23 protein-coding genes, 1 tRNA gene and 1 rRNA gene (1 of these 25 cut by a window edge) are annotated in these 22,603 nt (G+C 49.9%); 19 read left to right on the top strand and 6 right to left on the bottom strand.

The window, feature by feature from the left end; genetic code table 11:
- Nucleotides 1-11: 11 nt before the first annotated feature.
- The gene (locus ACI49J_RS02630) at nt 12-2,807 is read right to left on the bottom strand and encodes a DEAD/DEAH box helicase (RefSeq protein ID WP_240254573.1); all 2,796 of its coding nucleotides are present in this window, start codon (nt 2,805-2,807) and stop codon (nt 12-14) included.
- Between the two features lie 78 nt (nt 2,808-2,885).
- Between ACI49J_RS02630 and ACI49J_RS02625 the strand changes: the two genes are divergently transcribed.
- The 15 genes from ACI49J_RS02625 to lysS all read left to right on the top strand — a co-directional run bounded on the left by ACI49J_RS02625 (nt 2,886) and on the right by lysS (nt 17,059).
- Complete coding sequence (locus ACI49J_RS02625; RefSeq protein ID WP_048060136.1) at nt 2,886-3,125, top strand: hypothetical protein; 240 nt, start codon at nt 2,886-2,888, stop codon at nt 3,123-3,125.
- Between the two features lie 102 nt (nt 3,126-3,227).
- Entirely contained in the window at nt 3,228-4,670 is a 1,443-nt protein-coding gene (locus ACI49J_RS02620) for an RtcB family protein (RefSeq protein ID WP_048060137.1), read from the top strand.
- Complete coding sequence (locus tag ACI49J_RS02615) at nt 4,667-5,599, top strand: deoxyhypusine synthase (RefSeq protein ID WP_240254574.1); 933 nt, start codon at nt 4,667-4,669, stop codon at nt 5,597-5,599. Before ACI49J_RS02620 ends, ACI49J_RS02615 begins: the two co-directional genes overlap by 4 nt.
- A gap of 34 nt (nt 5,600-5,633) precedes the next feature.
- Nucleotides 5,634-7,229 (top strand): DNA topoisomerase VI subunit B, encoded by a 1,596-nt coding sequence (locus ACI49J_RS02610; protein ID WP_240254575.1) that lies wholly within the window; start codon nt 5,634-5,636, stop codon nt 7,227-7,229.
- Entirely contained in the window at nt 7,226-8,386 is a 1,161-nt protein-coding gene (locus tag ACI49J_RS02605; protein ID WP_240254576.1) for a DNA topoisomerase IV subunit A, read from the top strand. Before ACI49J_RS02610 ends, ACI49J_RS02605 begins: the two co-directional genes overlap by 4 nt.
- A gap of 363 nt (nt 8,387-8,749) precedes the next feature.
- Nucleotides 8,750-9,145 (top strand): translation initiation factor IF-5A, encoded by a 396-nt coding sequence (locus ACI49J_RS02600; protein WP_238026064.1) that lies wholly within the window; start codon nt 8,750-8,752, stop codon nt 9,143-9,145.
- 18 nt (nt 9,146-9,163) lie between these two features.
- Nucleotides 9,164-10,504: a signal recognition particle protein Srp54 gene (locus tag ACI49J_RS02595; protein WP_240254577.1), complete on the top strand. Its 1,341-nt coding sequence runs from the start codon at nt 9,164-9,166 to the stop codon at nt 10,502-10,504.
- The gene (locus tag ACI49J_RS02590) at nt 10,470-11,549 is read left to right on the top strand and encodes a pseudouridylate synthase (RefSeq protein ID WP_240254578.1); all 1,080 of its coding nucleotides are present in this window, start codon (nt 10,470-10,472) and stop codon (nt 11,547-11,549) included. Before ACI49J_RS02595 ends, ACI49J_RS02590 begins: the two co-directional genes overlap by 35 nt.
- 7 nt (nt 11,550-11,556) lie before the next feature.
- Nucleotides 11,557-12,426: an NAD(P)-dependent oxidoreductase gene (locus tag ACI49J_RS02585; protein WP_240254580.1), complete on the top strand. Its 870-nt coding sequence runs from the start codon at nt 11,557-11,559 to the stop codon at nt 12,424-12,426.
- An 8-nt stretch (nt 12,427-12,434) separates the two neighbouring features.
- Nucleotides 12,435-13,484, top strand: coding sequence for a glycosylation protein Agl16 (gene agl16 / locus ACI49J_RS02580; protein WP_240254582.1), 1,050 nt, complete (start codon nt 12,435-12,437; stop codon nt 13,482-13,484).
- Nucleotides 13,485-13,538: 54 nt separating this feature from the next.
- Entirely contained in the window at nt 13,539-14,339 is an 801-nt protein-coding gene (locus ACI49J_RS02575; protein WP_240254654.1) for an SDR family oxidoreductase, read from the top strand.
- A gap of 103 nt (nt 14,340-14,442) precedes the next feature.
- The gene (locus ACI49J_RS02570) at nt 14,443-14,622 is read left to right on the top strand and encodes a chromatin protein Cren7 (protein ID WP_012021704.1); all 180 of its coding nucleotides are present in this window, start codon (nt 14,443-14,445) and stop codon (nt 14,620-14,622) included.
- Between the two features lie 30 nt (nt 14,623-14,652).
- On the top strand, nt 14,653-15,327 hold the full coding sequence (pyrH, locus tag ACI49J_RS02565) for a UMP kinase (RefSeq protein WP_240254584.1): 675 nt from the start codon (nt 14,653-14,655) through the stop codon (nt 15,325-15,327).
- Between the two features lie 2 nt (nt 15,328-15,329).
- Nucleotides 15,330-15,602, top strand: a complete 273-nt coding sequence (locus ACI49J_RS02560; RefSeq protein ID WP_240254586.1) for a hypothetical protein — start codon at nt 15,330-15,332, stop codon at nt 15,600-15,602.
- Nucleotides 15,603-15,676: 74 nt separating this feature from the next.
- Nucleotides 15,677-17,059: a homocitrate synthase gene (lysS, locus tag ACI49J_RS02555; RefSeq protein WP_240254588.1), complete on the top strand. Its 1,383-nt coding sequence runs from the start codon at nt 15,677-15,679 to the stop codon at nt 17,057-17,059.
- Between the two features lie 51 nt (nt 17,060-17,110).
- Here lysS and ACI49J_RS02550 read toward each other — a convergent pair.
- The 4 genes from ACI49J_RS02550 to ACI49J_RS02535 form a co-directional block, all read right to left on the bottom strand.
- Nucleotides 17,111-17,206, bottom strand: a tRNA-Leu gene (locus ACI49J_RS02550).
- A gap of 181 nt (nt 17,207-17,387) precedes the next feature.
- On the bottom strand, nt 17,388-17,750 hold the full coding sequence (locus tag ACI49J_RS02545; RefSeq protein WP_240254590.1) for a PaREP1 family protein: 363 nt from the start codon (nt 17,748-17,750) through the stop codon (nt 17,388-17,390).
- Nucleotides 17,707-18,072 (bottom strand): PaREP1 family protein, encoded by a 366-nt coding sequence (locus ACI49J_RS02540; RefSeq protein ID WP_240254592.1) that lies wholly within the window; start codon nt 18,070-18,072, stop codon nt 17,707-17,709. The genes ACI49J_RS02545 and ACI49J_RS02540 overlap by 44 nt, the downstream gene beginning before the upstream one ends.
- A gap of 172 nt (nt 18,073-18,244) precedes the next feature.
- Nucleotides 18,245-18,466: a hypothetical protein gene (locus tag ACI49J_RS02535; protein ID WP_240254594.1), complete on the bottom strand. Its 222-nt coding sequence runs from the start codon at nt 18,464-18,466 to the stop codon at nt 18,245-18,247.
- 99 nt (nt 18,467-18,565) lie between these two features.
- Between ACI49J_RS02535 and ACI49J_RS02530 the strand changes: the two genes are divergently transcribed.
- From ACI49J_RS02530 to ACI49J_RS02515, 4 genes are all read left to right on the top strand, one after another.
- Entirely contained in the window at nt 18,566-19,102 is a 537-nt protein-coding gene (locus ACI49J_RS02530; protein WP_240254597.1) for a hypothetical protein, read from the top strand.
- A 176-nt stretch (nt 19,103-19,278) separates the two neighbouring features.
- Complete coding sequence (locus ACI49J_RS02525; protein ID WP_318552112.1) at nt 19,279-19,713, top strand: hypothetical protein; 435 nt, start codon at nt 19,279-19,281, stop codon at nt 19,711-19,713.
- A 357-nt stretch (nt 19,714-20,070) separates the two neighbouring features.
- Nucleotides 20,071-20,289 carry a hypothetical protein gene (locus ACI49J_RS02520; RefSeq protein ID WP_240254601.1) on the top strand — a complete coding sequence of 73 codons (219 nt, stop codon included), beginning with the start codon at nt 20,071-20,073 and terminating at the stop codon, nt 20,287-20,289.
- A gap of 711 nt (nt 20,290-21,000) precedes the next feature.
- A 16S ribosomal RNA gene (locus ACI49J_RS02515) occupies nt 21,001-22,497 on the top strand.
- A gap of 31 nt (nt 22,498-22,528) precedes the next feature.
- Here the strand turns inward: ACI49J_RS02515 and ACI49J_RS02510 are convergent.
- Nucleotides 22,529-22,603 carry the 3' portion of a hypothetical protein gene (locus ACI49J_RS02510; RefSeq protein ID WP_275691944.1) on the bottom strand. The gene runs 60 nt beyond the window's last position, so only the last 75 of its 135 coding nucleotides appear in the window; its start codon lies off the right edge, out of view; the stop codon is at nt 22,529-22,531.

Here is a 22,603-nt window from a genome sequence, read left to right as displayed (position 1 = left end):
TTGGGCTCTCATCACGTATATTTGAGGTTTTGAATGTACGCCGACGCGTTTAAGAGTAGATAGGGAACTATATCCCTCCTCACGAAATAGTACCTTGGGGACATGTTACATATCATGGGATCCACGGGATCGTGGATCCTAAGCTCCCCAACTTCATCCATGGGGATCCTCTTGGCGAACTCCTCTGGATTTTCTAATATCTGTTTCGGCTTAAATATTAACTCCGTGTTGCTGGAGCCTTCAATGGACCTCATCTCCGCAATGAAAGTCTCATCCTCGTTAATGGGAGCGAAGGAGGTATAGAACTCGTCTGAGTTCACAAGTTGTTTAAGTTCATCCACTGTACACCACCTTATCTCCTTACTATCCACGTCCACAAAGCTGGTTACCCTATACTTTGTGCTCGTTTTTCTCATCTGCTTAAGTTTCACTTCTAGGCTCCTTGGAGGAATAGATAACATTTCGGAGATTTCGTGAACAGTATAGGCTCCACCCTTCAAGGCATCGTAAATCAGGATGTTTATCCCAGAAATCCAAGGTTTGATGGGAGCGTGAGAAAGTACTGCCTCACCTAAGGGCGTCAGCTCTGATCTAACTATCCTTATCTTCCCCTCCCTTATCCTTTTCAGCGTGGTGAGGGTTCCCTTTATGTTAAAGTAACGCTTTACGGTCTGCCTTAGACCTTCCTTGATTATCACTTTATCCTCCTTCGGGTTTATCTTACCTATCTTACCAAAGCTGGCCTGAATCTCCTTTTCCACGGACATGAAGAGCGGAGATCTCAGAATCGATCTGAAAAGTATTTTCCTTATTCTCTCCTCCTTCATTTGGACCAATTCCCTGAGAAGGTCCCTGTCGGTTATGTTAATGGAGAATCCATATATAGAAGCCCTAGTATACACGTTTAGGGTGTACTTGGAACTCGCCAAGTACATCAACATGTGAGCAATGGTGTTAGCTACCCTTTCGTCAATCAATGTGGAATAAACGGTTTCCTTATCTGTCACTGTCATGTAAATTGTACTTGAGGAAGGTAAAGGTAACTTACTCCTTGCGTATTTCTCCATCAGAGCCTTTAGGCTTGCCTTAGCACTATCATCCAAAATCTCGCTTTCTAGTATTTTATCACCAATCTTGAAGAGTTCTTGGATTTCCCTAGGAATTAGTTGCGACTTTGGTACTCCCTCTCCCCTCCAGATGGGGATTTCTCCCTCTCCACGGTCTGCTGGCGTTAGGTCTACCATCATCATTCCGTTGTGTATTCTGGCAACCTTCCATAGTTTACCACTAATCCTAATCAGGTCACCAGGACGAATATGTTTATACACGTAGATTGCGTCTATCTCACCTATTATCTTCTCTCCGCTCCTCAGGGTGAAGGCGTCGTCATTACTTATCAAGGAGAAGAACTCTGAGAAGTTCTTGGCCCATACGAAGTTATTGGACCTATTAAAGGTCCAGATCTTGAAGAACGATTTCCCTAGCTTAAGTTCGTCTCCCTCTACCACCACTAGGTTATTCCTTTGGAGGTAGGAGATGAGGTTCTGGAATTCCTCTCTCGTTAAGTCCCTATATACCTGAGAGGCAGTAATAATAGAGAAGACGCGCTCCAACTTTATAGAGGAGTACTGGAGTAGCATTCCAAGTATCTCCCTGGCTACCACATCTAATGGTCGAATCTTTCTCGGAGGTTCGAGCTTCCCCTTTCTAGAAAGGGAATGTATTGCCAACGCTTCGAGGCAATCAAAGTCCTGCACACATATGATCTCACCGTAGGGTATACCACCAACGCAATGACCGCTCCTCCCCAATCGCTGAAGGAACGACGCCACTGATGGAGGAGGCCTATACATTATTATTTTCTTAACCTTTCCCACATCTATACCGAGCTCCAGGGTTTTGGTACAAAGGACCGCCCCAGCCTTACCGCTCCTGAGGTTCTCCTCAGCATTGCTCTTTGAATCCCTGGAGATGGAGGAGTGGTGAACGAATATCCCCTTCTCTCCGAGCTTTTCCAGTTCCTCGTGTAACCTTTCCGTGAGGAACCTGGAATTGGTAAATACCAGGGTAGGTGGCTCCAAGGACTCCTTGATGATCTTGGCCGACGCTACCCAAACATCCCCAGAATCCTTAATGGATCTTATCTTCAGTCTGAACTCCTTCCCCGCCTCACTTTTTACGATGGTCTTGGGCCTACTGGAAGATCCGAAGAGGGTATTTGCCACAAGCTCCTCGTTACTGATAGTAGCTGACAAACCAATTCTTTGGAAGTCCTTTCCTGAGAAATCCTTCAACCTTTCCAGGAGAACGAAAAGCTGAGCTCCCCTCTTGGACCCCATGAGCTCGTGTATTTCATCAATTATCACCCAGTTCACGTTCCTGTAGTTGTCCCTAAACTTCGAGGCCCAATCCATGTCTATTTCAAGGCCCTCTGGGGTAGTAACCAGGATGTGGGGAGCCTTCCTCAGCCTCATGTTTTTCTCCTTCTGGGGCACCTCACCATGCTTTCTGTTCACCACAAACCCCAGCTTCGAGGCCCACCAATCTATCCTGATCGTGATGTCATTTATCAGTGCCTTAAGTGGAGTAACGTAAATCAGGGACACAGGTTTTTGCTCTCCCTCTGACATCAGGCTAAGAATAGGGAGAAGTGCAGCCTCAGTTTTCCCAAATCCGGTCGGTGCTATGATTAGCGTGTTATTTCCCCTTAAGATGGGTTCCATGGCCATTTCCTGGATCTGGGTCATTTTGGTCCAGTTTCTCTCCTTCATTAGGCTCGATATCTTCTTGCTGAGCGAGTCACTCATCTATTTCACCATATATCGTTTGGCGGGGCAGTACCAGCTATGGTTATTTTTAAAAATATAAAATCTATCCTCGTCAATATGTCACAATCTCATGTATGCCTCACATGCGGTAGGCCCTTTCCTGAGGGGCAGGGAATAATCCTGACATTAGCAGGGAGAACACTCGAGTTTCACAGCAAGGCATGTGCGTATTCCTTTCTGAAGGACCTGGTATTCTCAATATCCGAGGACTGCGTTTCATCTCCCCTAAGGGACGTCTATGAAAAGCGTCAAGAGGCACTTGAGGAGATGAAGAAGAGGGCGGAAAAGAAGATTTAGTCAGAGTAGATTTGTTCATCACAATTCAGGGTCCGCCACACTCATCAGCACAATGAGAACAGTTTTATTACTTAAAAAGGATTGACATGATTTGAATCTTCCATGGATATTTCTCTAAAGCGTGTGGACTCCTTTGAGTGGAGGATAGAAAGGAACGGTTGCATGAAGGTACCAGCAACTGTGTTCGCAGATGACGTACTCATCGAGAAAATGAAACAGGACATGACGCTGAGACAGGCAACTAACGTAGCCTGTCTTCCAGGAGTCCAGGAATCTGTTTACGTGCTTCCCGATGGTCACCAGGGATACGGATTCCCCATAGGAGGAATTGCCGCTACGTCCATAGATGAGGGAGGAGTGGTCAGCCCAGGCGGAATAGGATATGATATAAACTGTGGAGTTAGGTTGTTAAGGACTAACCTAGATTACTCTGACATTAAACCGAAACTAGTTGATATTGTGGAAGAGCTTCACAGGAGCGTCCCCAGCGGGGTAGGAAGCGAGGGCAGGATAAAGCTCACCCCTCAGGAGCTGGACAACCTCCTACAGGAGGGCGTTAAGTGGGCAGTGGACAAGGGTTACGGATGGAGTGAGGATATGAATAACATTGAACAAAGGGGTAGTTGGGAACTAGCTGATCCTAGTAAGGTAAGTCAAGTGGCAAAACAGAGGGGAGCCGCACAGCTGGGAACTCTAGGGGCTGGAAATCACTTCCTTGAAGTCCAGGTCGTGGATAAGATATATGACGAGAGGATAGCTAGGGCCCTCGGAATAACAAGGGAAGGGCAAGTTACTGTCATGGTTCACACGGGATCTAGGGGTTTAGGCCATCAGATAGCCAGTGATTACCTGCAAATAATGGAAAGAGCCATGAAGAAATATGGAATAGAGGTACCAGATAGGGAACTAGCAGCAATTCCCTTTGAGAGCAGGGAGGGACAGGACTATTTCAGGGCGATGGTGTCTGGAGCTAACTTTGCCTGGAGTAATAGGCAACTTATTACTAACTGGGTGAGGGAGAGCTTCGGTAAGGTGTTTAAGGTAGATCCTGAGAAATTGGACCTTCACATTGTGTATGATGTGGCCCATAACATAGCCAAGATAGAGGAGTACGACATAGGCGGGAAGAGGAAGAAAGTCTTGGTTCACAGGAAGGGTGCGACCAGGGCATTCCCACCAGGAAGCCCTGAAATCCCACAGGAACACAGGGAAATAGGGCAAGTAGTTCTTATTCCAGGAAGCATGGGAACAGCGAGTTACGTAATGGCTGGAATACCTGAGGGTAGAAGGACCTGGTTCACTGCCCCGCACGGTGCGGGAAGATGGATGTCGAGGGAGGCTGCAGTGAGAAACTACCCTGCCAACTCAGTTGTGGGATCCCTTGAGGAGAGGGGGATAATAGTGAGGGCTGCCACACGTAGGGTTATAGCTGAGGAGGCACCCGGTGCATACAAAGACGTAGATAGGGTTGCGAGGGTGGCTCACGAGGTTAAGATAGCTAAGCTAGTTATGAGGCTTAGACCCATAGGGGTGACCAAGGGTTGAGAAGGGAGGACATACTAGTGGAGGAGGTTCAGGACATAACGCTGGACGACCTTAGGGGATCCAGCCTTCTTGAGGTTTACAACAAGGTCTACGGATTTAGTGCAGAGAGTATTTACAGGGGATCAAGGATCCTCAAAAGGATAGTTTCCGAGTGTGATCTCAGGTTCATTTCCTTCACTGCCAATCTAGTCTCAACTGGGCTAAGGGGTCTCTTCGCTGACATGATCAGAAGGGGATACTTCAACATGGTAGTAACCACGGGAGGCACAATAGATCATGATATCGCCCGAAGTTTCGGAGGGAAGTATTATAAGGGGTCGTTTGAGTTCAGCGACGAGGAACTTAGAAAGATAAACGTGCATAGGCTGGGTAACATACTTATTCCCTTTGAGGACTATGGAGGGATGGTTGAGAACGCTGTCAACAGGATTCTTCCTCCACTGGTCAAGGAGAAGAGGGAGTGGCCAGTTTATGAACTCCTGTGGGAATTTGGGAAAAGGATCGAGGACAAGCACTCTATCTTGAGGGCAGCGTACGAGACCAATACTCCCATCATAGTCCCTGGGGTGGTGGACGGAAGCTTCGGGACAAACCTGTTCATTCAGTCGCAGTTCACTGGGTTGAGAATAAACCTATTTGAGGATATGAGACTCATCAAGGACAGGGTATTTTCAAGTAAAATGGCCGGAGCCCTTCTCATAGGTGGCGGTATTAGCAAACATCACACCATATGGTGGAACCAATTCAGGGATGGACTAGATTACGCAGTCTACCTCACCACTGCCCAAGAATTCGACGGAAGTCTTAGCGGAGCTAGGCCCAGGGAGGCAATTTCCTGGAACAAGATAAGGGAGAACGCGGAACAGGCGGTTATCTACGCCGACGCCACCCTAGCCCTCCCGATCTTGGCCACATCCTTAATAAGCTAAGTCGCATAATAATATGTCTATCATGGTGATTTAAGTGTCAGCTAAAGAGAAATTTACTAGCATCTCGCCGGCGGAGTTCTTCAAGAGGAACCCAGAGCTAGCAGGTTTCTCGAATCCGGCTAGGGCTATGTATCAAGCTCTAAGGGAATTGGTTGAGAACGCGCTGGATGCAACAGACGTCCACGAGATTCTTCCGTCAATTAAGATAATCATTGAGAGAACCAGCCAGGAAAAAGAGATTTATAGGCTCACTGTGGAGGACAACGGAATAGGTATCCCACCACATGTAGTTCCTGACGCATTTGGAAGGGTGCTCTACAGCTCAAAATATGTACTGAGGCAGACCAGGGGAATGTATGGGCTTGGTGTCAAGGCAGCCGTCCTCTACAGCCAGATGTATCAGGACAAGCCCATTGAAATAACCACTGCCCCGCTCAACTCCAAGAGGATCTACAGCTTCAAGTTAAAGATAGATGTAACAAAGAACGAGCCCATCATCTACGAGAGAGGCTCAGTGAATAACGACACTGGCTATCATGGTACTTCAGTCTCCATGTACATTCTAGGGGACTGGATAAGGGCTAAGAGCAGGGTCTACGAGTATATAAAGAGGACCTACATTATCACCCCCTATGCCGAGTTTTACTTTAAGGACCCAGAGGGCAACGTGGTCCTGTATCCTAGGCTAACCAACAAGATGCCAGTCCCTCCCAAGGAAGTAAAGCCCCATCCCTACGGCGTTGATATAGAGTTACTCAAGAACATGATCTCGAGACAGAAGGAGGACACAACGGTAAAGGACTTCCTGGTGAAGGAGTTCCAGAGCGTTGGAGAGAAAACGGCCCTTAGCGTAATTGAAATGGCCGGATTGGATCCTGATAAGAAGGTCCAGAAGCTCACCGACGATCAGCTTTCTAAGCTGGTAGACGCCATGAAGAACTTCCCTGACTTTAGACCCCCTTCACCCGAGGCCCTTTCCACAATTGGGGCCGACTTAATAGAACTTGGCCTGAAGCAGACCTTTAACCCAGAGTACGTCGGCGCAGTGACGAGGAGACCTAAGGCCTATCAAGGTCACCCCTTCATTGTGGAGGTTGGGCTAGCCTATGGTGGGGATATTCAGCCCTCCGAGGAGCCCACGGTCCTGAGATACGCTAACAAGATCCCCCTTATATATGATGAGAAATCAGACGTTGTATGGAAAGTTGTCGAGGAAATTGACTGGAAAAGGTATGGAATAGAGGATGAACAGCTACCCCTAGTGGTTATGGTTCACCTCTGCAGTACCAAGGTGCCGTACAAGAGCGCAGGTAAGGAGAGTATAGCTGATGTAGAGGAAATAGAGAAGGAGATAAGGAACGGAATAATGGAGGCTTCAAGGTCGCTTAAGACCTTTATGACAGAGAAGAGGAAGGAGGAGGAGGCTAGGAAGAGGCTTCTAACCTACCTCAAGTACATCCCAGAGCTTGCCAGGTCGCTCTCCATCTTCGTGACGGATGGGAAAAAGGAGCTAGCCCCGAAGGTCCAGGAGGAAATACAAAACAAGATGATAGACCTAGTGGTGACTAAGCTTAATATTAAAGACAAGGATCTGGAATTATTTAAGTCATATAGGGTTGAGACACTATGAGCGAGTTCGTATCTAAGGTTGACAAGGAGGCAAGGAGTAGGGCAGCCGAGACTTTAAAGAAGAACTTCCTCACACTCTTGGATCAGCTAAATAGGGGAGAACCCCTGGTCATGGAAATCCCCAAGCGTACCCTGGCTAACACCGTGTACGACGAAAAGAGGAAACTCCTCCTCTTGGGAGAGGAGAAGATGAAGAGAAGCTTCCTAGATATGAACGAGGCCAGAAGGTTTATGCAGACCGTGCTCATGGGAAGCATAATATACGACGCTCTCGTTAACGACGAGTATCCCACTATACGTGACTTGTATTACAGGGGAAAGCACTCCATAATTCTCAGGGATCCCAAGGGAAAGACCCACGAGGAGAACACCTGGGACGAGCAAAAGGAATCTGACAGCGTCATAATAGACATTGAGGTCTTCACCTCGCTCCTTCGTGAGGAGATGCTGATCCTGAGCAAGGAGAAAGGGAAAGTGGTTGGGGATATGAGGTTAAGGAGCGGTAACGACATAATAGACTTAAGCAAGATGGGACACGGAGCTTACTCCATTGAGCCTACCCCAGACCTGATAGATTTCGTTGAGGTTAACGCTGATTACGTCCTTGTGGTAGAGAAGGACGCTGTATTTCAGCAATTGCATAGGGCAGGCTTCTGGAGGAAGTATAAGTGCATTCTGATCACCAGTGCAGGACAGCCTGATAGGGCAACCAGGAGATTTCTGAGAAGGCTAAACGAGGAATTGAAGTTACCCGTTTACATTTTGACCGACGCTGATCCATATGGATGGTATATATACAGCGTTTTCAGGATAGGCTCTATCTCTCTCTCCTACGAGAGCGAGAGGCTCGCCACTCCAGATGCCAAGTTCTTGGGCGTCTCCATGGGCGACATCTTCGGAACTCCCAAGAAGAAGGCCTACCTCAGCGAGAGGGAGAGGTCAAGTTTCATAATAAAGGCCAAGGAGACCGACATAAAGAGAGCACTGGAGATCAAAAACTACAGCTGGTTTAAGACCAAGAGCTGGGAAGAGGAGATAAACATGTTCCTGCAGAAGAAGGCTAAGCTAGAGATAGAGGCCATGGCAAGCAAGGGTCTCAAGTTCCTCGCCTTCCAATACATCCCTGAAAAAATTCAGACCAAGGATTTCATAGGGTAGAAACTTTTCCCATGAGAACCTCGCGGGATCAATCAAAGATCAGGCGAGACAGGTTATTTCATCGATCAAACTGAATTGGGCTCTTCATCCAACTCTACATATCCTAATATCTCATTAAAAGTGTTCTTCTTACAGACCTTGCAGTAGTGGTAAATTGACTTCTGCTTACTTATATCAAAGCTCACGTTCAGAGATAGCTCTGTACCGCACTCAGTACACCTGATTTTCCAAGGCATACTTATTTAGGGGTACGGGTTCAAAATAAATCTGCTGTGAAGAGGAATCTGGTCTGATCCATGATGAAGGGCCAAAGCTCAGAGCAAGAGTTTTAAGCCTAGTGTAGAAGTGGTGAACTGGATAATAATGGGGATAAATTACTCCACAGTTGGTGAAATGAAAGAAGGTAGCTACATAGTTATAGATGGCGAGCCTTGCAGAGTAGTAGAGGTCACCAAGGCCAAGACTGGAAAGCATGGAAGCGCCAAGGCTAACATAGTCGCAGTCAGTATCTTCACTGGGGCTAAAAAGACCCTCATGGCTCCAGTGGACTCAACAGTGGAAGTGCCCATCATTGAGAAACGCATGGGACAGGTCATCTCCAATGTTGGAGACAAGGTTCAGATCATGGATCTTGAGACGTATGAAACCTTTGAGATAGACATGCCCACTGAGGAAGATGTGGCCAGCAAGATAAAGAAGGACGCCGAGGTGGAGTATTGGGAAGTAATGGGAAGGAAAAAGATAGTTAGAGTAAAGTAACTTTCAGGGTAAAGTAGCTTGTTAGACGGAATAAGGGACGCAGTAAGGAAATTTTTAGGAGGAAACACCTCCTACGAGGTAGCTGTAGAGGAGTTCATTAAGGACATTCAGAAGGCCCTTATTTCGTCAGACGTTCAGGTTAAACTTGTTTTCTCCCTCACCAACAAGATTAAGGAGAGACTCAAGAAGGAAACTCCTCCCTCAAACCTAGAGAGGAGAGAGTGGTTCATTAAGATAGTTTATGACGAGCTTTCAGCCCTATTTGGAGGGGATAAGGAACCAGAGGTTAACCCCAAGTCAATCCCATGGGTTATCATGCTAGTGGGAGTCCAGGGCACTGGAAAGACCACAACCGCAGGCAAACTAGCGTACTTCTACAAGAAGAGAGGTTATAAGGTGGCCTTGGTTGGGGCAGACGTATATAGGCCAGCTGCACTGGAGCAACTTCAGCAGATAGGGAAACAGATAAACGTTCCCGTTTACGGGGAACCGGGAAGTCAGGACGCAGTTGGAATAGCCAAGAGAGGCGTGGAGAAGTTCCTTTCAGAGAGGTACGAACTAGTAATCGTGGATACAGCAGGAAGACACGGATACGGCGAGGAGGTTAAACTCCTGGAGGAAATGAAGGACATCTACGAAAAGATCAAGCCCAACGAGGTTATCCTAGTTATAGATGCCTCCCTGGGACAGAAGGCCTACGATCTGGCCAAGAGGTTCCACGAGGCCAGCAACGTTGGTTCCATCATCATCACCAAGATGGACGGTACCGCGAAGGGAGGGGGTGCTCTCTCTGCCGTAGCGGCAACAGGTGCCCCAATAAAATTCATCGGTGTGGGCGAGAAGATAGACGAACTGGAGGTCTTCAATCCCAGGAGGTTTGTGGCCAGGATCCTCGGAATGGGAGACCTGGAGGCTATCATAGAGAAGATGAAGGCCATGGAGGATTACGAGGGGATACAGAAGAAAATGGAGGAGGTCATGACAGGGAAGTCTAAGCTCACCCTGAGGGACATGTACAAGCAGATAGTTGCCGTGAGGAAAATGGGTCCACTCTCCAAGATCCTGCAGTTGATACCTGGAATGAACATGATGGGGGATATCCCTGAGGACCAGGTTAAGGTGGGAGAACAGAAAATGCAGAGGTGGCTTTCCATCATGAACTCAATGACCTATCAAGAACTGGACAATCCCTCAATTATTGATAAACAGAGAATGAGGAGGATAGCCATGGGATCTGGGACGGAGGTTGAAGAGGTAAGGGAACTCATAGAGCATTTCAATACGGTACAGAGAACTCTTAAGATGCTCAAGAGAAGGAAAAAGGATGTCGAAAAACTCTTCGGCCAAATGGGTGGCTGAACAGGCCTTAGCTTTACTTGAAAGATATCCCCTTTGCGATTCCTGTTTAGGAAGATGCTTCGCCAAGCTCGGTTACGGTCACCTTAACAGTGAAAGGGGAAGGGCCATAAAGCTCTCCCTGCTCCTTGAAATTGATAGGAGAGTCAAGGAACACGAGCTCCCAGATCTAGGGGAGATGAAGGAGATACTATTTAACATGGGAGAGGTCGGGGAATCACTTTTCTCCCACTATTTCGGAACAGGATTTCAGAGGAGATCGTGCTACCTGTGTAATGATGTCCTCCCCCAGGTAAAGGAGGACTTTGCCACGAAGGCCCTATCCCTCCTGAGAACTTCGCCCATGAAGTATGTCCTGGGTGTTAGGCTATCCCCCAGAATGCAGGAACTTGAGACAAGCTTCGCAGTTACGAATGGTCTCGTGTACTACGAGAGCATGAAGGCGGAGATAAGGAGGGAAGTGGGGAAGAGGTTATCACAGCTGGGTTTTGAGCCTGAAATCGATAACCCTGAGGGAGAGCTCGTATATGATATGGATTCTAGAAATGTTGAGGTGATAAGGAAGAGTCAAAAGACGCTCTACCTATACACCAGGCTCTCGAGGGGAGTCCCCATATCCTCTTGGTACTCTAAGGGAGGGGACTCGCTAGACAGGGAGATAGGAAACAAGATCATCATCCCCTTCACTGAGCCATCTGACGTCCGCATCCTGGAACCCTATCCGTTGGTGATTGAGGACTACCACGAGGAGAGGAAAGAGGTCATGGGCTACTCCCTGGTTAGGACCTCCACATTGGGCAAGAGCGAGTTCAACCTACTCATGGAAAACAAGCCCTTCTCTAGGACCTATCGCGTGATCTTCTACTCCAAGGAGAGGAAGGGGCACGAGATATATGACGGCATACAGGACACCATGATTGAAGCTAGGAACTACGACGAGCTCATAGAGAAGGTAAAGTCCATGAACGTGGAGATCATTTCCGTAGACTTGATCAGGACCGAGGGAAAACATAGGAGAATAAGAGCCCTTTTAACCAGGGTCGAGTAATCTAGTTATGCGCGTGGGATTAGCTGGTCTGGGTGTAATGGGATGGAGAATAGGTGTGAATCTAAGGAACGCAGGAAAATTGGACGTGGTGTATAACAGAACCCCGTCCAAGGCAGAGGAATTCTCAAGGAAATACCAAGTTAAAATAGCGAAAAGCGTCAGGGAACTTGCCCAGGAATCTGACGTAATCATCCTCATGTTATCTGATGACTCTGCAGTGAAGGGAGTGGTCTCGGATATTCTACCAGTAGTGAAGGGCAAGACCATAGTAGACATGTCCACCATTTCGCCCTCGGTGAGCATGGAGTTGGCAACTCAAGTTTTCAATGCTGGAGGAAGGATGTACGACGCTCCTGTGGTTGGGACATCAATCATGGTGGAGCAGAAGAAGTTGACAGTCCTTGTGGGAGGACCAGAGGAGGGATTTCCGGAAATAAGGGACCTTCTTTCACATACCGCCTCCACCGTGCTATACATGGGTAAGAACGGGATGGGCCTGTACGCCAAACTAGTGAATAATCTGCTCATAGGAGCTTACGTGGCCTCCATGGCTGAGGCATACAACCTAGGGGTCAAGAGCGGTCTGGATCCCAAGCTAGTTGCCGAGTTCCTCGCCAAGTACAGCAGTGCCAGATCTCCCACCTCTGAGATCAAGGCAGGGAAGATGGCAACAAGGGACTACTCGACCCAGTTTGCCACAAAACACATGAGAAAGGACCTCGAGATAATTGATAGGGAGGCCCAGAAGTTAGGCGTAATTAATCCCATGTCCTCCCTTGCGCTTCAACTGTATAGGATGGCAGAATCCTGGGGCTTCTCCGAGGACGACTATATCGCTGTCCTAGAGGTGTTCATGAGCAGGGGTGTCCGATCATAAGGACATGGATGCTCACACCCCTTTTTCTACCCGTCAAGGGAGGAACAGAAGTCCATGTTTACAACCTAAGTAAGGAGCTCCTCAAGCTTTCAGTTGACGTTGAGGTACACACAACCAGGGATACCTATGAGGAAAGGGGAGTCCTCAAACCCTTCGAGATTATAGACGGAATAAGGGTGATAAGGTATCCAAGGACTTGGAAGTTCAACAAGGAACCTGACCTGCTTCACTTCCACAATCTGGGGAGGAAATTCAGTGCATGGAACCTTTACACCTTTTGGTTCACCCTACTTGAGTCAAGGTTTCACGACATTCCCATGGTTATGACCCCACATGACATTTTCGTGGTAAACAGGGGAGCCATTCTAAACGCGTTGCAGAAGTACATGGGAAATAGAGTTCATCGCATAATCGCAGTAAGCGAATGGGAGAGAGAAGAGATGATAAGAAAAGGTTTCCAGGGGAGCAAGATTGTAACCATACCCAATGGCGTAGAGGACAGGGTATTTGAGTATCCAACAAGAGAAGGAACACATGACTATCTGTTCTACCTCGCAAGAATTAGCCCTGAAAAGAACCAGTTATTTGCCATAAGATGCATAAAGGACATAGACATCAAGCTAATACTGGCAGGTCAGGTAAGGGACCGAGAATATTTTCAACTTCTCATGAGCACCGTGAAGGAACTTGGTCTTGAGAACAGGGTAAAGTATCTGGGGCAGGTGACAGACGAGGAAAAGTACGCCTTGATGGACGGTTCACTGGCAACCATCTTGACCTCGGAAGTTGAAGCAGATCCATTGGTGATCAAGGAGGCCATGGTCAGGGGAGTTCCAGTGATAGTTGGGGATAGGGCTAAGGTTCTTCCCACGTTGGTGAAGGATCGCGTCAACGGGTTTGTGGTCTCTAACTGTGAACAACTGAAACAAGCTGTGGAATCCCTGAGAGACCCCAACCTAAGGAAGGAGATATGGGAAAGAAACAGGGAGATCTCCAAGAACTGGAGATGGAGAGAAGTATCCCTAAGGGTCCTTGAACTCTACAAGAGTCTTGTATGACGCGTCAAGACCACATCCTTTCCCAACATTTTTAACGTATAACCCTCTCTTTACCTGATGTTTCCTATCCAGGGAAAAAGGGTACTGGTCACCTCATCCACAGAGGGAATAGGTAGGGGAGTGGCAGAGACCTTTGCCTCTCACGGCGCCGTGGTCACAATCACCTCGAGATCTGGGGAGAAGCTGCACCGGGCACTTCACGATCTAAGGAAGATTAGCCCAGCAGTTTACGGAACCCAGTCAGACATGACCGATCTAGACTCGTTGAACTCCCTAGTCTCATACGCTCTTCACGTTATGGGAGGAATAGATATCCTAGTAGTGAACTCCGGGAATCCACCCAGGGAACCCATCACCTTCTCAGAGGCTGACATTCAGGACTGGGAATACGCGACCAAGCTCTACCTGCTCAGCGCCGTCTCCCTTTCTAAGCTGGTTATCCCCGACATGATTTCCAGGCGATGGGGCAGGATATTCTTCCTCTCCTCCTGGACCGTGAGGGAGCCCCAGAGCATCCTAGTCCTCGCTGACGTTTCCCGTTCCCCGCTCCTCCAGTTGACCAAGATCCTCTCAAGGGACTACGGCAAACACGGAATCACCGTCAACACGATCCTCATGGGTAGCTTCCCCACCGAAGGCGCGAAAAAAACCCTATCGCGATACGCCGAATCCAAGGGCCTCCCCTTCGAACAAGTTTGGAAGGAGAGGGTCCTCGATCCCATCTCCGTTGGTAGGCTAGGCGACGTGAAGAGGGACCTGGGCTCCCTCCTTCTCTTTCTCTCCACAGATATGGGAAGTTACATCACGGGCACAAGCATCCTAGTGGACGGGGGAACAACGTCATCCGTGGGTTAAGGTAATCCTTCAACGTCAGTCATTGATAAACTCATGGTATTATCAATTGCGATACTCATGGAAAGGTTTATAATATGAGTCCTACAACATTAACTTGATTAACATGACATACAAGAAGGCAGTTAAGATCAAGACACCTGGAGGAAAGGAAGCTGAGCTGGCTCCAGAAAAGGCATGGACCCTGGCCCCCAAGGGAAGGAAGGGCGTAAAGATAGGTCTATTCAAGGACCCCGAATCCGGAAAGTACTTCAGGCACAAGCTACCCGACGACTATCCAGTTTAAACTTTTTATCGACTTCTCGATTCAACCTTGATGAAGTTAGTAATCAAGGTAACAGGGAAGTTTTTTGATGATCAAGGAGATAAGACTACCCTCTCTTCTGCTATTAGGTCTCTGGTCCAGGAGGGCCATCGTGTTGCCCTAGTAACGGGAGGAGGCACTACTGCCAGGAAGTACATCTCACTAGGCAGGTCACTTAACCTGAATGAAGCAAGTCTTGACCTACTGGGGATCTGGGTAGCTAGACTCAACGCCTTCCTCATGGCCTTGTCGATGCCAGACCTGGCCTACTCCAGGATCCCAGAGAGCCTGGAGCAGTTCCTAGAGTACTGGGGTCACGGCAAAGTCGTCGTGGTTGGGGGATTCCAACCCGGTCAATCCACGGCAGCCGTTTCAGCCCTAGTCGCTGAGGCAATCTCGGCAGACTACCTTGTAATGGTGACCACGGTCGAGGGAGTCTTTGATAGCGATCCCAAGAAGAACCCCAACGCGAAGTTCCTTCCACGCGTTACTACCACCGAGTTGAAATCAATCTTGGAAAACACGCAGTCAGTCAAGGCAGGAACTTACGAGCTTCTAGATCCCATGGCCATGAAAATCGTGGAGAGGTCCAGAATCAAGGTAATAGTAACCAGCGTGGACAAGATAGGTAAGCTTACAAGAATTATTAAGGGAGAAGAAACTGCTAGTATAGTTGAGCCGGTGTAATTATGTCGGTCCTAGATCAAGAGGAGTTCGTGGAGCTAAGGAAGTACAGATCCAAGGTGGATCCCAAGGAGATTGAGGCAATTCTTTCCGAGCTGGAAATGGAGGCAAGGAAGAACGCTATAAAGACAGCCCTAATCTTCGTTTACGCAAATCACGTCGAAGCTGTGACCAGAAACAGGGCATTCTACAACTTGATTGGGGCAATCCTCGAGAAATACTCCCCCAAGATCGGGGTTGAAGGCGTTAAAGAACTCATATTAAACTCCCTTTCTTAGTTCGAACTTTTCACTGGTCTTTTACGTAGATATTAATAAGTTTCTTACCAATCTAGAACTTCTAGGTGCGATAGATGAAAGTAGGTATACTAGATTCAACTTTGAGGGAAGGCGAACAGACTCCTGGAGTTGTGTTCACCACTGAGCAGAGAGTCGAGATAGCCAAGGCCCTATCCGATCTGGGAGTTTCCATGATTGAGGCCGGTCACCCGGCAGTTTCACCGGACATTTACGAGGGAATAAAGAGGATCGTGAAGCTCAAGAGGGAGGGCGAGATTACCTCCGAGATCCTGGGTCACAGCAGGGCTGTAAAGAGGGACGTGGAAATTGCCAGCGAGCTCGAGGTAGATAGGATAGCCATCTTCTACGGGGTAAGCGACATTCACCTTAAGGCCAAGACAAAGACCACCAGGGAGGAGGCGCTCAACATCATTGCGGACGTGGTTCAGTACGCCAAGGCCCACGGGGTTAAGGTCAGGTTCACGGCAGAGGACGCAACCAGGACTGACCTGGACTACCTGGTTAAGGTCGCCAGAACGGCTAGGGACGCCGGCGCTGACAGGGTAAGCATAGCTGACACCGTGGGAATCCTCTACCCCGTGAAGACTAGGGAACTCTTCTCCTACCTGGTGAGGGAGGTCCCCGGGGTCGAGTTCGACATCCACGCTCACAACGACCTGGGTATGGCAGTGGCCAATGCCCTGGCAGCAGTTGAGGGAGGAGCAACCATAATTCACGCGACCGTGAATGGCCTCGGTGAGAGAGTGGGAATTGTTCCCCTGCAGGCTGTGGCAGCAGCCCTCAAGTACCACTTCAACGTTGACGTGGTTAAGCTTGACAGGCTCTCGAGTGTAGCCTCGCTCGTGGAGAAGTATAGCGGGATCACCATGCCCCCCAACTTCCCAATCACGGGAGATTACGCCTTCGTGCATAAGGCTGGAGTCCACGTTGCTGGGATACTCAACGACCCAAGAACCTACGAATTCATGCCACCCGAGGTCTTTGGTAGATCCAGGGATTACGTCATAGACAAGTACACCGGTAAGCACGCAGTCAAGGATAGATTTGAAAGACTTGGGGTAAAGCTGGACGACAGGGAACTGGAGCAGGTGTTGGCGAGGATCAAGTCCAGCGAGGGAACCAGATACTTCAGGGACGTGGACCTCCTGGAGATAGCGGAGGAGGTCACGGGTAAGGTGCTCAAGCCTAGACCTCCAGAGAGGATTGAGGCCGTGGTCTCGGTGAAGTGTGGCTCCAACGTTTATACCACCTCCGTGACCAGGAGGCTAGCCGTGATCCCCGGGGTAAAGGAGGTCATGGAAATTTCAGGGGATTACGACATACTCGTGAAGGTGGAGGCAAGGGACTCAGCGGAGCTCAACAACATTGTGGAGAGCATCAGGTCAGTGAAGGGAGTCGAGTCAACCCTGACCTCGCTGGTTCTAAAGAAGATGTAACAGGAACACGATTTTTAGAAATCTCCTTCCTCTCCAGGTTCTCTCATGTTATGCGGGGACGGGGATTTGAACCCCGGATGGCCTGCGCCAGCGGATCACCCTGGCGGTCTTGAGTCCGCCCCCTTGGACCAGCTCGGGCATCCCCGCACAATTATACGAGTTCCTTCAAGGTTAAAAATATGTTGCGCGAGTCGGGGAGCACAGTTGACTGAGCCAAAGTGGAGATTAGAGTCTCTTATTGTTAATGGACAACAAGAAACTTTTACAGCTCGCCAGCACTACAGGCTAGAGCAGAAGAGCATCATCCTAGCCTACCTGGATTAAGGAGCTAATCAGAGCCCAGGATCTCAACAAGCTCGTGTATTGAGATGGAACTTCGCCTAACCTCGTCTAAATTGAGCTTCATTTCGTGGAAACCCATTACGTGGAGATACCACGCATCCCTCCACACCCTATACACTCTCTCGGAGATCGTGTTTGCAGCCTCAAACAGTAACCTAGTATCCCACAATCTCCTAGCCTCAACCTCCCTCACAACCCTGAGACCCCTACTCTTTGCTAGAAGCTTAACTGCCTCCTCCGCAGCCTTATAGTACTTCTCGCTAGCCTGAACTACGTCTCCCTTCTCCAGGAGTTGATCAGCCTCCTCAATCCAAGAAAGTATTAGACGCTTTATCTGAGATCCTGACAAGTTCTTTCACTTTCCGAACCTCCTTTTCAAGGATGTGGGGTTGAAGTGTTGTACTCAAAACTATTATGGCAGATTTCCAGAGATCCTCAATTCCCTCCATCTCCTTCTCTAGTTCTCTCACAGCCTCCTGCAAATCGTCGAGACTCCACTTCCCCTTTCTTTCCACTTCCTTAACTATCCCAAGGTTCCTCGACACGGCCAGAAGCTTAACTGCCTCCTCCGCAGCCTTATAGTACTTCTCGCTAGCCTGAACTACGTCTCCCTTCTCCAGGAGTTGATCAGCCTCCTCTAGGTACACGTCGGCAGCAGTTTGAACTATCACAAGTTATGTTCTCCTTCTAGATATTTAACAACTTTCGTTGTTGCTGGCTAAGTGCTTTAGGACAAGAAGATACTGTGGAACTTTCACTAACTTCAGCGACGTATGACGCGACTTCACCTGGTTTCCGTAATATTCTGAGAAGGTTAATATTTTCGATTTAGGGAGAGTAGTACTAGAGCAGAGAATATTTGAGGTAATAGGAAATGGGGGAAGTCCTAATCCAGAACGAAGTCCGTGAAGTAGCTACCATAACGGGAGAACAGCTCCTCCAGAAGATTGCTGCAGCACTAGGGATAGTCATGACCGTGGAGTCGGTGACCACGGAGACAGAGTGCGAGGCGCTACAACTCCAGGGAAGTTGTAGTAATCCGTTAAATCCCCAGAGGTACGCCATGAATCCAGCCCTCGTGGCCCCACTAGATGGGCACCAACCGACGTCCAGCGCGGGGTCAGGACGATCTCAACCCAGCCTCCCCCGGACGTGTTCGACTTCGTGAGACACGGGGTCCTGGTTAAGACCGACTCCTGCGTTGGAGGTAGTTGTGTCTACGTCTTCATAGGGGGCACGTCCAGCTCTTGGCTTGGCGGGGCCGACAGGCTCACGGTCTTCCAGGGTGGGGCAGAGTTCGTGGCCACAGGTAGCAAGGGCTTCGCCTCATCCCTCACGGTGAAGGACTACCCCCTCATGATATTGCCCGTGAAGGGTAGCGCGAAGAACTTCGTCCAGCCTTACAACCCATCCTGCGAGGTCTCGGCGGAGCAGAAGCTCGTGAACAGGTTGAGCGGGCCAGTCCTGAGGGGAATCGGGATGGTTCAGCAGGCGATCAACCACCTGTCGTGGGCCGGCGCTGGTATGATACCCACCTACGTGCCCGAGATACTGTATGATGCGTATTCGCGTACATTAAACTACACCACTCAAGTTTACCAAAGGGAGGCCCTCAACAGGAACAGGTACTTCATAGTAAATTCTGTGAGACTAAGCCTCATTCGGATATCCGACTTGTCACCCACCTTCCTTCCCACCTGATCGGGATGCCCGACATAAGCTTGATGGACTTGCCCACAGTCGCGGTATACCCCAACCTCGGCGCAATCTCCGGGCTCTGCGGAAGGTCAGACATAAATCTCATAAAGCAAATCTTCACCGATCCAGACCTCTACCTCAAGACCCAGAATCCCATGATTCAGGGAGCCCCAGTCCTCATGGGAGGCCTATGTACGGGGGAGTGTTCTAGTCTCAACGTAGCAGGCTTCATTACCCCACCCTCATCCACCTACTCAGACCTCCCCCAGTACTCGGCCTCCGTCCTCTACCCAACCCCGAGGAGCTGGGCAACCCAGGACCTTGAGGACTACGCCCGCCAGCTGGGCATATACGACCAGTTCATGACCTCATTCAATGCTACCCTGAAAGCCGCTGAGGCCGAGGTTATCCTAACCTCTCTTGGAGTTGAACAGGAAATCGCCACGAAGCTTATCAACTCGGTCTCATGGCTCGGCTCGCTCTTCCAGCATGACGCTAAGGACGTGGCCAAGATGATTAACGATGAGATAAAACGCGAGGATCACACTCATACGGACGAGCTAGGCCAAGAGCTCCACGACGCCTACCTCTGCTACAGGTTCGGACACTGCTAACTCCCATCGCAACACCTCAACAGGAGATCCACCTTCACAGGCAAGTCTAGATTTCACTAAACCTTGGATCAGGATCCCCCCAAGGTATCACTTTTCTCTAAGATTCAACCCTATGGAACGCGCTCCTTACACTCACGGATTTTGGTATCTCCCCCATCCCTAGAACCTCCGAGTCTCCCCCCATCTACAAGGTAACAGGAAAATCACCAGGTCTAAACCACATTTGATGTCTCAGGGTCATCTCTTCACCCCCATAAAACATATTTAACATCCCCTAAACTACACTCTTTTTACCATTCCCGCCTCCTTTCCGAGTACCGAGACACTCCGTATAGTTTACCACGTCACGGGGAAGGGTTGTTCGCAGGATCTAATTCGCTTTCCACCTCAACCCATGGCTCTCTTGAGTTGGGATCGATCATCCTTCTCGTCATGGGAATAACCCACTCCCAGGGCTTGGAAAACCCACATCTCAAGAAATTGACGGAGAAGGCTCTAGGAAGTGTTGACTTACGAGTTACTTCACGTGAGACGAAACTGCATCACCCAAAGATCCTGCTCACCCTCGGGAAGTAACCACACCCAAGTCAGCTTGATGTGAGCTATGCCAAAACCCACAAACTCCCACTTACGGAATGTCTTATCCATTCAGCATCCCACAATCCACAACTCCGCCCAGGCTCAATATCTCTCATCCGAGTCAGGCAACACTTCATTTAACAATCTTCACGAAACCTATCTCTACTCCTCTACTCAATCGCATCCTCTCAACCCACCATATCCTGCTACATCACAGGACAGACCCCTCTAGACCAACATCTAGACCCAGCCAACTCCACCCCAAAACCTATCATTCTACCCTCTTCTCTACTTAACTCTAGTTCATCAATTTCACTTCAAAAAACCCCCTAGCTCTAGAATTATTCTAGAAATTTTCCATAAACTTTCTCATTCCTCCCCCTTCTTATCTAAATCCTTTTCTCTCTTACCGGGAATTTATACGTCATCTTCCACTTAGTAAGACCTCTCACTGAAAACTATTTTTTAGATTTCTCTTCCTGGTCACCAACTATTAACTCCCTCCCGGAATAGGCAGAACCACCTTCACATAAGGACGTAAGCTTTATATTAGGTTTCAAGTTAATAGTTATCTTGCGCGATGCCCCCGGCGGGGAAAACACCCGCACGGGGTTACGCTTATGGGGAGTTGAGTTCCCCGGGGCTAATAACCCCGGGTCTCTCATCTCCGACAGGGGAACCGAGGGTGGTGAAAGGTTAGCTGCCCTAATTCCGGTTGATCCTGCCGGACCCGATCGCTATAGGGGTAGGGCTAAGCCATGGGAGTCGTACGCTCTCGGGAAGAGGGCGTGGCGGACGGCTGAGTAACACGTGGCTAACCTGCCCTTGGGATCTGGATAACCCCGGGAAACTGGGGCTAATCCGGAGCAGGCAAGGGAATCTGGAATGATCTCTTGCCTAAAGGCCTCTCGGCTGATCCCGTCGAGAGGCGCCCAAGGATGGGGCTGCGGCCCATCAGGCTGTTGGGGGAGTAAAGGTCCCCCAAACCGATAACGGGTAGGGGCCGTGGGAGCGGGAGCCCCCAGTTGGGCACTGAGACAAGGGCCCAGGCCCTACGGGGCGCACCAGGCGCGGAACGTCCCCAATGCGGGAAACCGTGAGGGCGTTACCCCTAGTGCCCTCGCAAGAGGGCTTTTCTCCACTCCAGAAAGGTGGAGGAATAAGCGGGGGGCAAGACTGGTGTCAGCCGCCGCGGTAATACCAGCCCCGCGAGTGATCGGGACGTTTATTGGGCTTAAAGCGCCCGTAGCCGGCCTGTAAAGTCACCGTTTAAAGACCCGGGCTCAACTCGGGGAACGGCGGTGATACTTACAGGCTAGGGGGCGGGAGAGGTCGGAGGTACTCCCGGAGTAGGGGCGAAATCCTCAGATCCCGGGAGGACCACCAGTGGCGAAAGCGTCCGGCTAGAACGCGCCCGACGGTGAGGGGCGAAAGCCGGGGTAGCAAATAGGATTAGATACCCTAGTAGTCCCGGCTGTAAACGATGCAGGCTAGGTGTCGCGTAGGCTTTGTGCCTGCGCGGTGCCGCAGGAAAACTGGTAAGCCCGCCGCCTGGGGAGTACGGCCGCAAGGCTGAAACTTAAAGGAATTGGCGGGGGAGCACCACAAGGGGTGGAACCTGCGGCTCAATTGGAGTCAACGCCTGGAATCTCACCGGGGGAGACCGCAGGATGACGGCCAGGCTAACGACCTTGCCAGACTCGCGGAGAGGAGGTGCATGGCCGTCGCCAGCTCGTGTTGTGAAATGTCCGGTTAAGTCCGGCAACGAGCGAGACCCCCACTTCTAGTTGGTAACCGTCTCTCCGGAGACGGTCCACACTAGAAGGACTGCCGGTGTTAAACCGGAGGAAGGAGGGGGCCACGGCAGGTCAGCATGCCCCGAAACTTCCGGGCCGCACGCGGGTTACAATGGCAGGGACAGCGGGATCCGACCCCGAGAGGGGAAGGCAATCCCACAAACCCTGCCTCAGTTGGGATCGAGGGCTGAAACTCGCCCTCGTGAACGAGGAATCCCTAGTAACCGCGGGTCAACAACCCGCGGTGAATACGTCCCTGCTCCTTGCACACACCGCCCGTCGCTCCACCCGAGTGGAGGGGAAGTGAGGCCTCTTGCCCCTCGGGGTGGGAGGTCGAGCTTCTCCTCCGCGAGGGGGGAGAAGTCGTAACAAGGTAGCCGTAGGGGAACCTGCGGCTGGATCACCTCACATTTGTGCTCCCCACAAGGGCAGCTACCTCACTAAAACTCTCGGTTCCTCTGATCATGCAGCTCTCCTCTTCCGGGAGGGGAGTGAAGTTGCCTAGGATCATCCAG

Source organism: Metallosphaera sp. D4-4, from assembly GCF_046245145.1.
GTDB classification, from domain to species: domain Archaea; phylum Thermoproteota; class Thermoprotei_A; order Sulfolobales; family Sulfolobaceae; genus Metallosphaera; species Metallosphaera sedula.
The sequence above is the reverse complement of the archived record's forward strand: the minus strand, read 5'-3'. Positions and strand labels throughout refer to the sequence as shown.

Bases quoted from the DNA above. Each gene is read 5' to 3' on its own strand.
- pyrH (WP_240254584.1), top strand. From the start codon at position 14,653: ATGAAGTTAGTAATCAAGGTAACAGGGAAGTTTTTTGATGATCAAGGA.
- ACI49J_RS02630 (WP_240254573.1), bottom strand. From the start codon at position 2,807: ATGAGTGACTCGCTCAGCAAGAAGATATCGAGCCTAATGAAGGAGAGA.
- ACI49J_RS02535 (WP_240254594.1), bottom strand. From the start codon at position 18,466: ATGGCGTACCTCTGGGGATTTAACGGATTACTACAACTTCCCTGGAGT.
- agl16 (WP_240254582.1), top strand. From the start codon at position 12,435: ATGCTCACACCCCTTTTTCTACCCGTCAAGGGAGGAACAGAAGTCCAT.
- ACI49J_RS02620 (WP_048060137.1), top strand. From the start codon at position 3,228: ATGGATATTTCTCTAAAGCGTGTGGACTCCTTTGAGTGGAGGATAGAA.
- ACI49J_RS02625 (WP_048060136.1), top strand. From the start codon at position 2,886: ATGTCACAATCTCATGTATGCCTCACATGCGGTAGGCCCTTTCCTGAG.
- ACI49J_RS02570 (WP_012021704.1), top strand. From the start codon at position 14,443: ATGACATACAAGAAGGCAGTTAAGATCAAGACACCTGGAGGAAAGGAA.
- ACI49J_RS02525 (WP_318552112.1), top strand. From the start codon at position 19,279: ATGGGAGGCCTATGTACGGGGGAGTGTTCTAGTCTCAACGTAGCAGGC.
- ACI49J_RS02585 (WP_240254580.1), top strand. From the start codon at position 11,557: ATGCGCGTGGGATTAGCTGGTCTGGGTGTAATGGGATGGAGAATAGGT.
- ACI49J_RS02560 (WP_240254586.1), top strand. From the start codon at position 15,330: ATGTCGGTCCTAGATCAAGAGGAGTTCGTGGAGCTAAGGAAGTACAGA.
- ACI49J_RS02605 (WP_240254576.1), top strand. From the start codon at position 7,226: ATGAGCGAGTTCGTATCTAAGGTTGACAAGGAGGCAAGGAGTAGGGCA.
- ACI49J_RS02600 (WP_238026064.1), top strand. From the start codon at position 8,750: ATGGGGATAAATTACTCCACAGTTGGTGAAATGAAAGAAGGTAGCTAC.
- lysS (WP_240254588.1), top strand. From the start codon at position 15,677: ATGAAAGTAGGTATACTAGATTCAACTTTGAGGGAAGGCGAACAGACT.
- ACI49J_RS02590 (WP_240254578.1), top strand. From the start codon at position 10,470: ATGTCGAAAAACTCTTCGGCCAAATGGGTGGCTGAACAGGCCTTAGCT.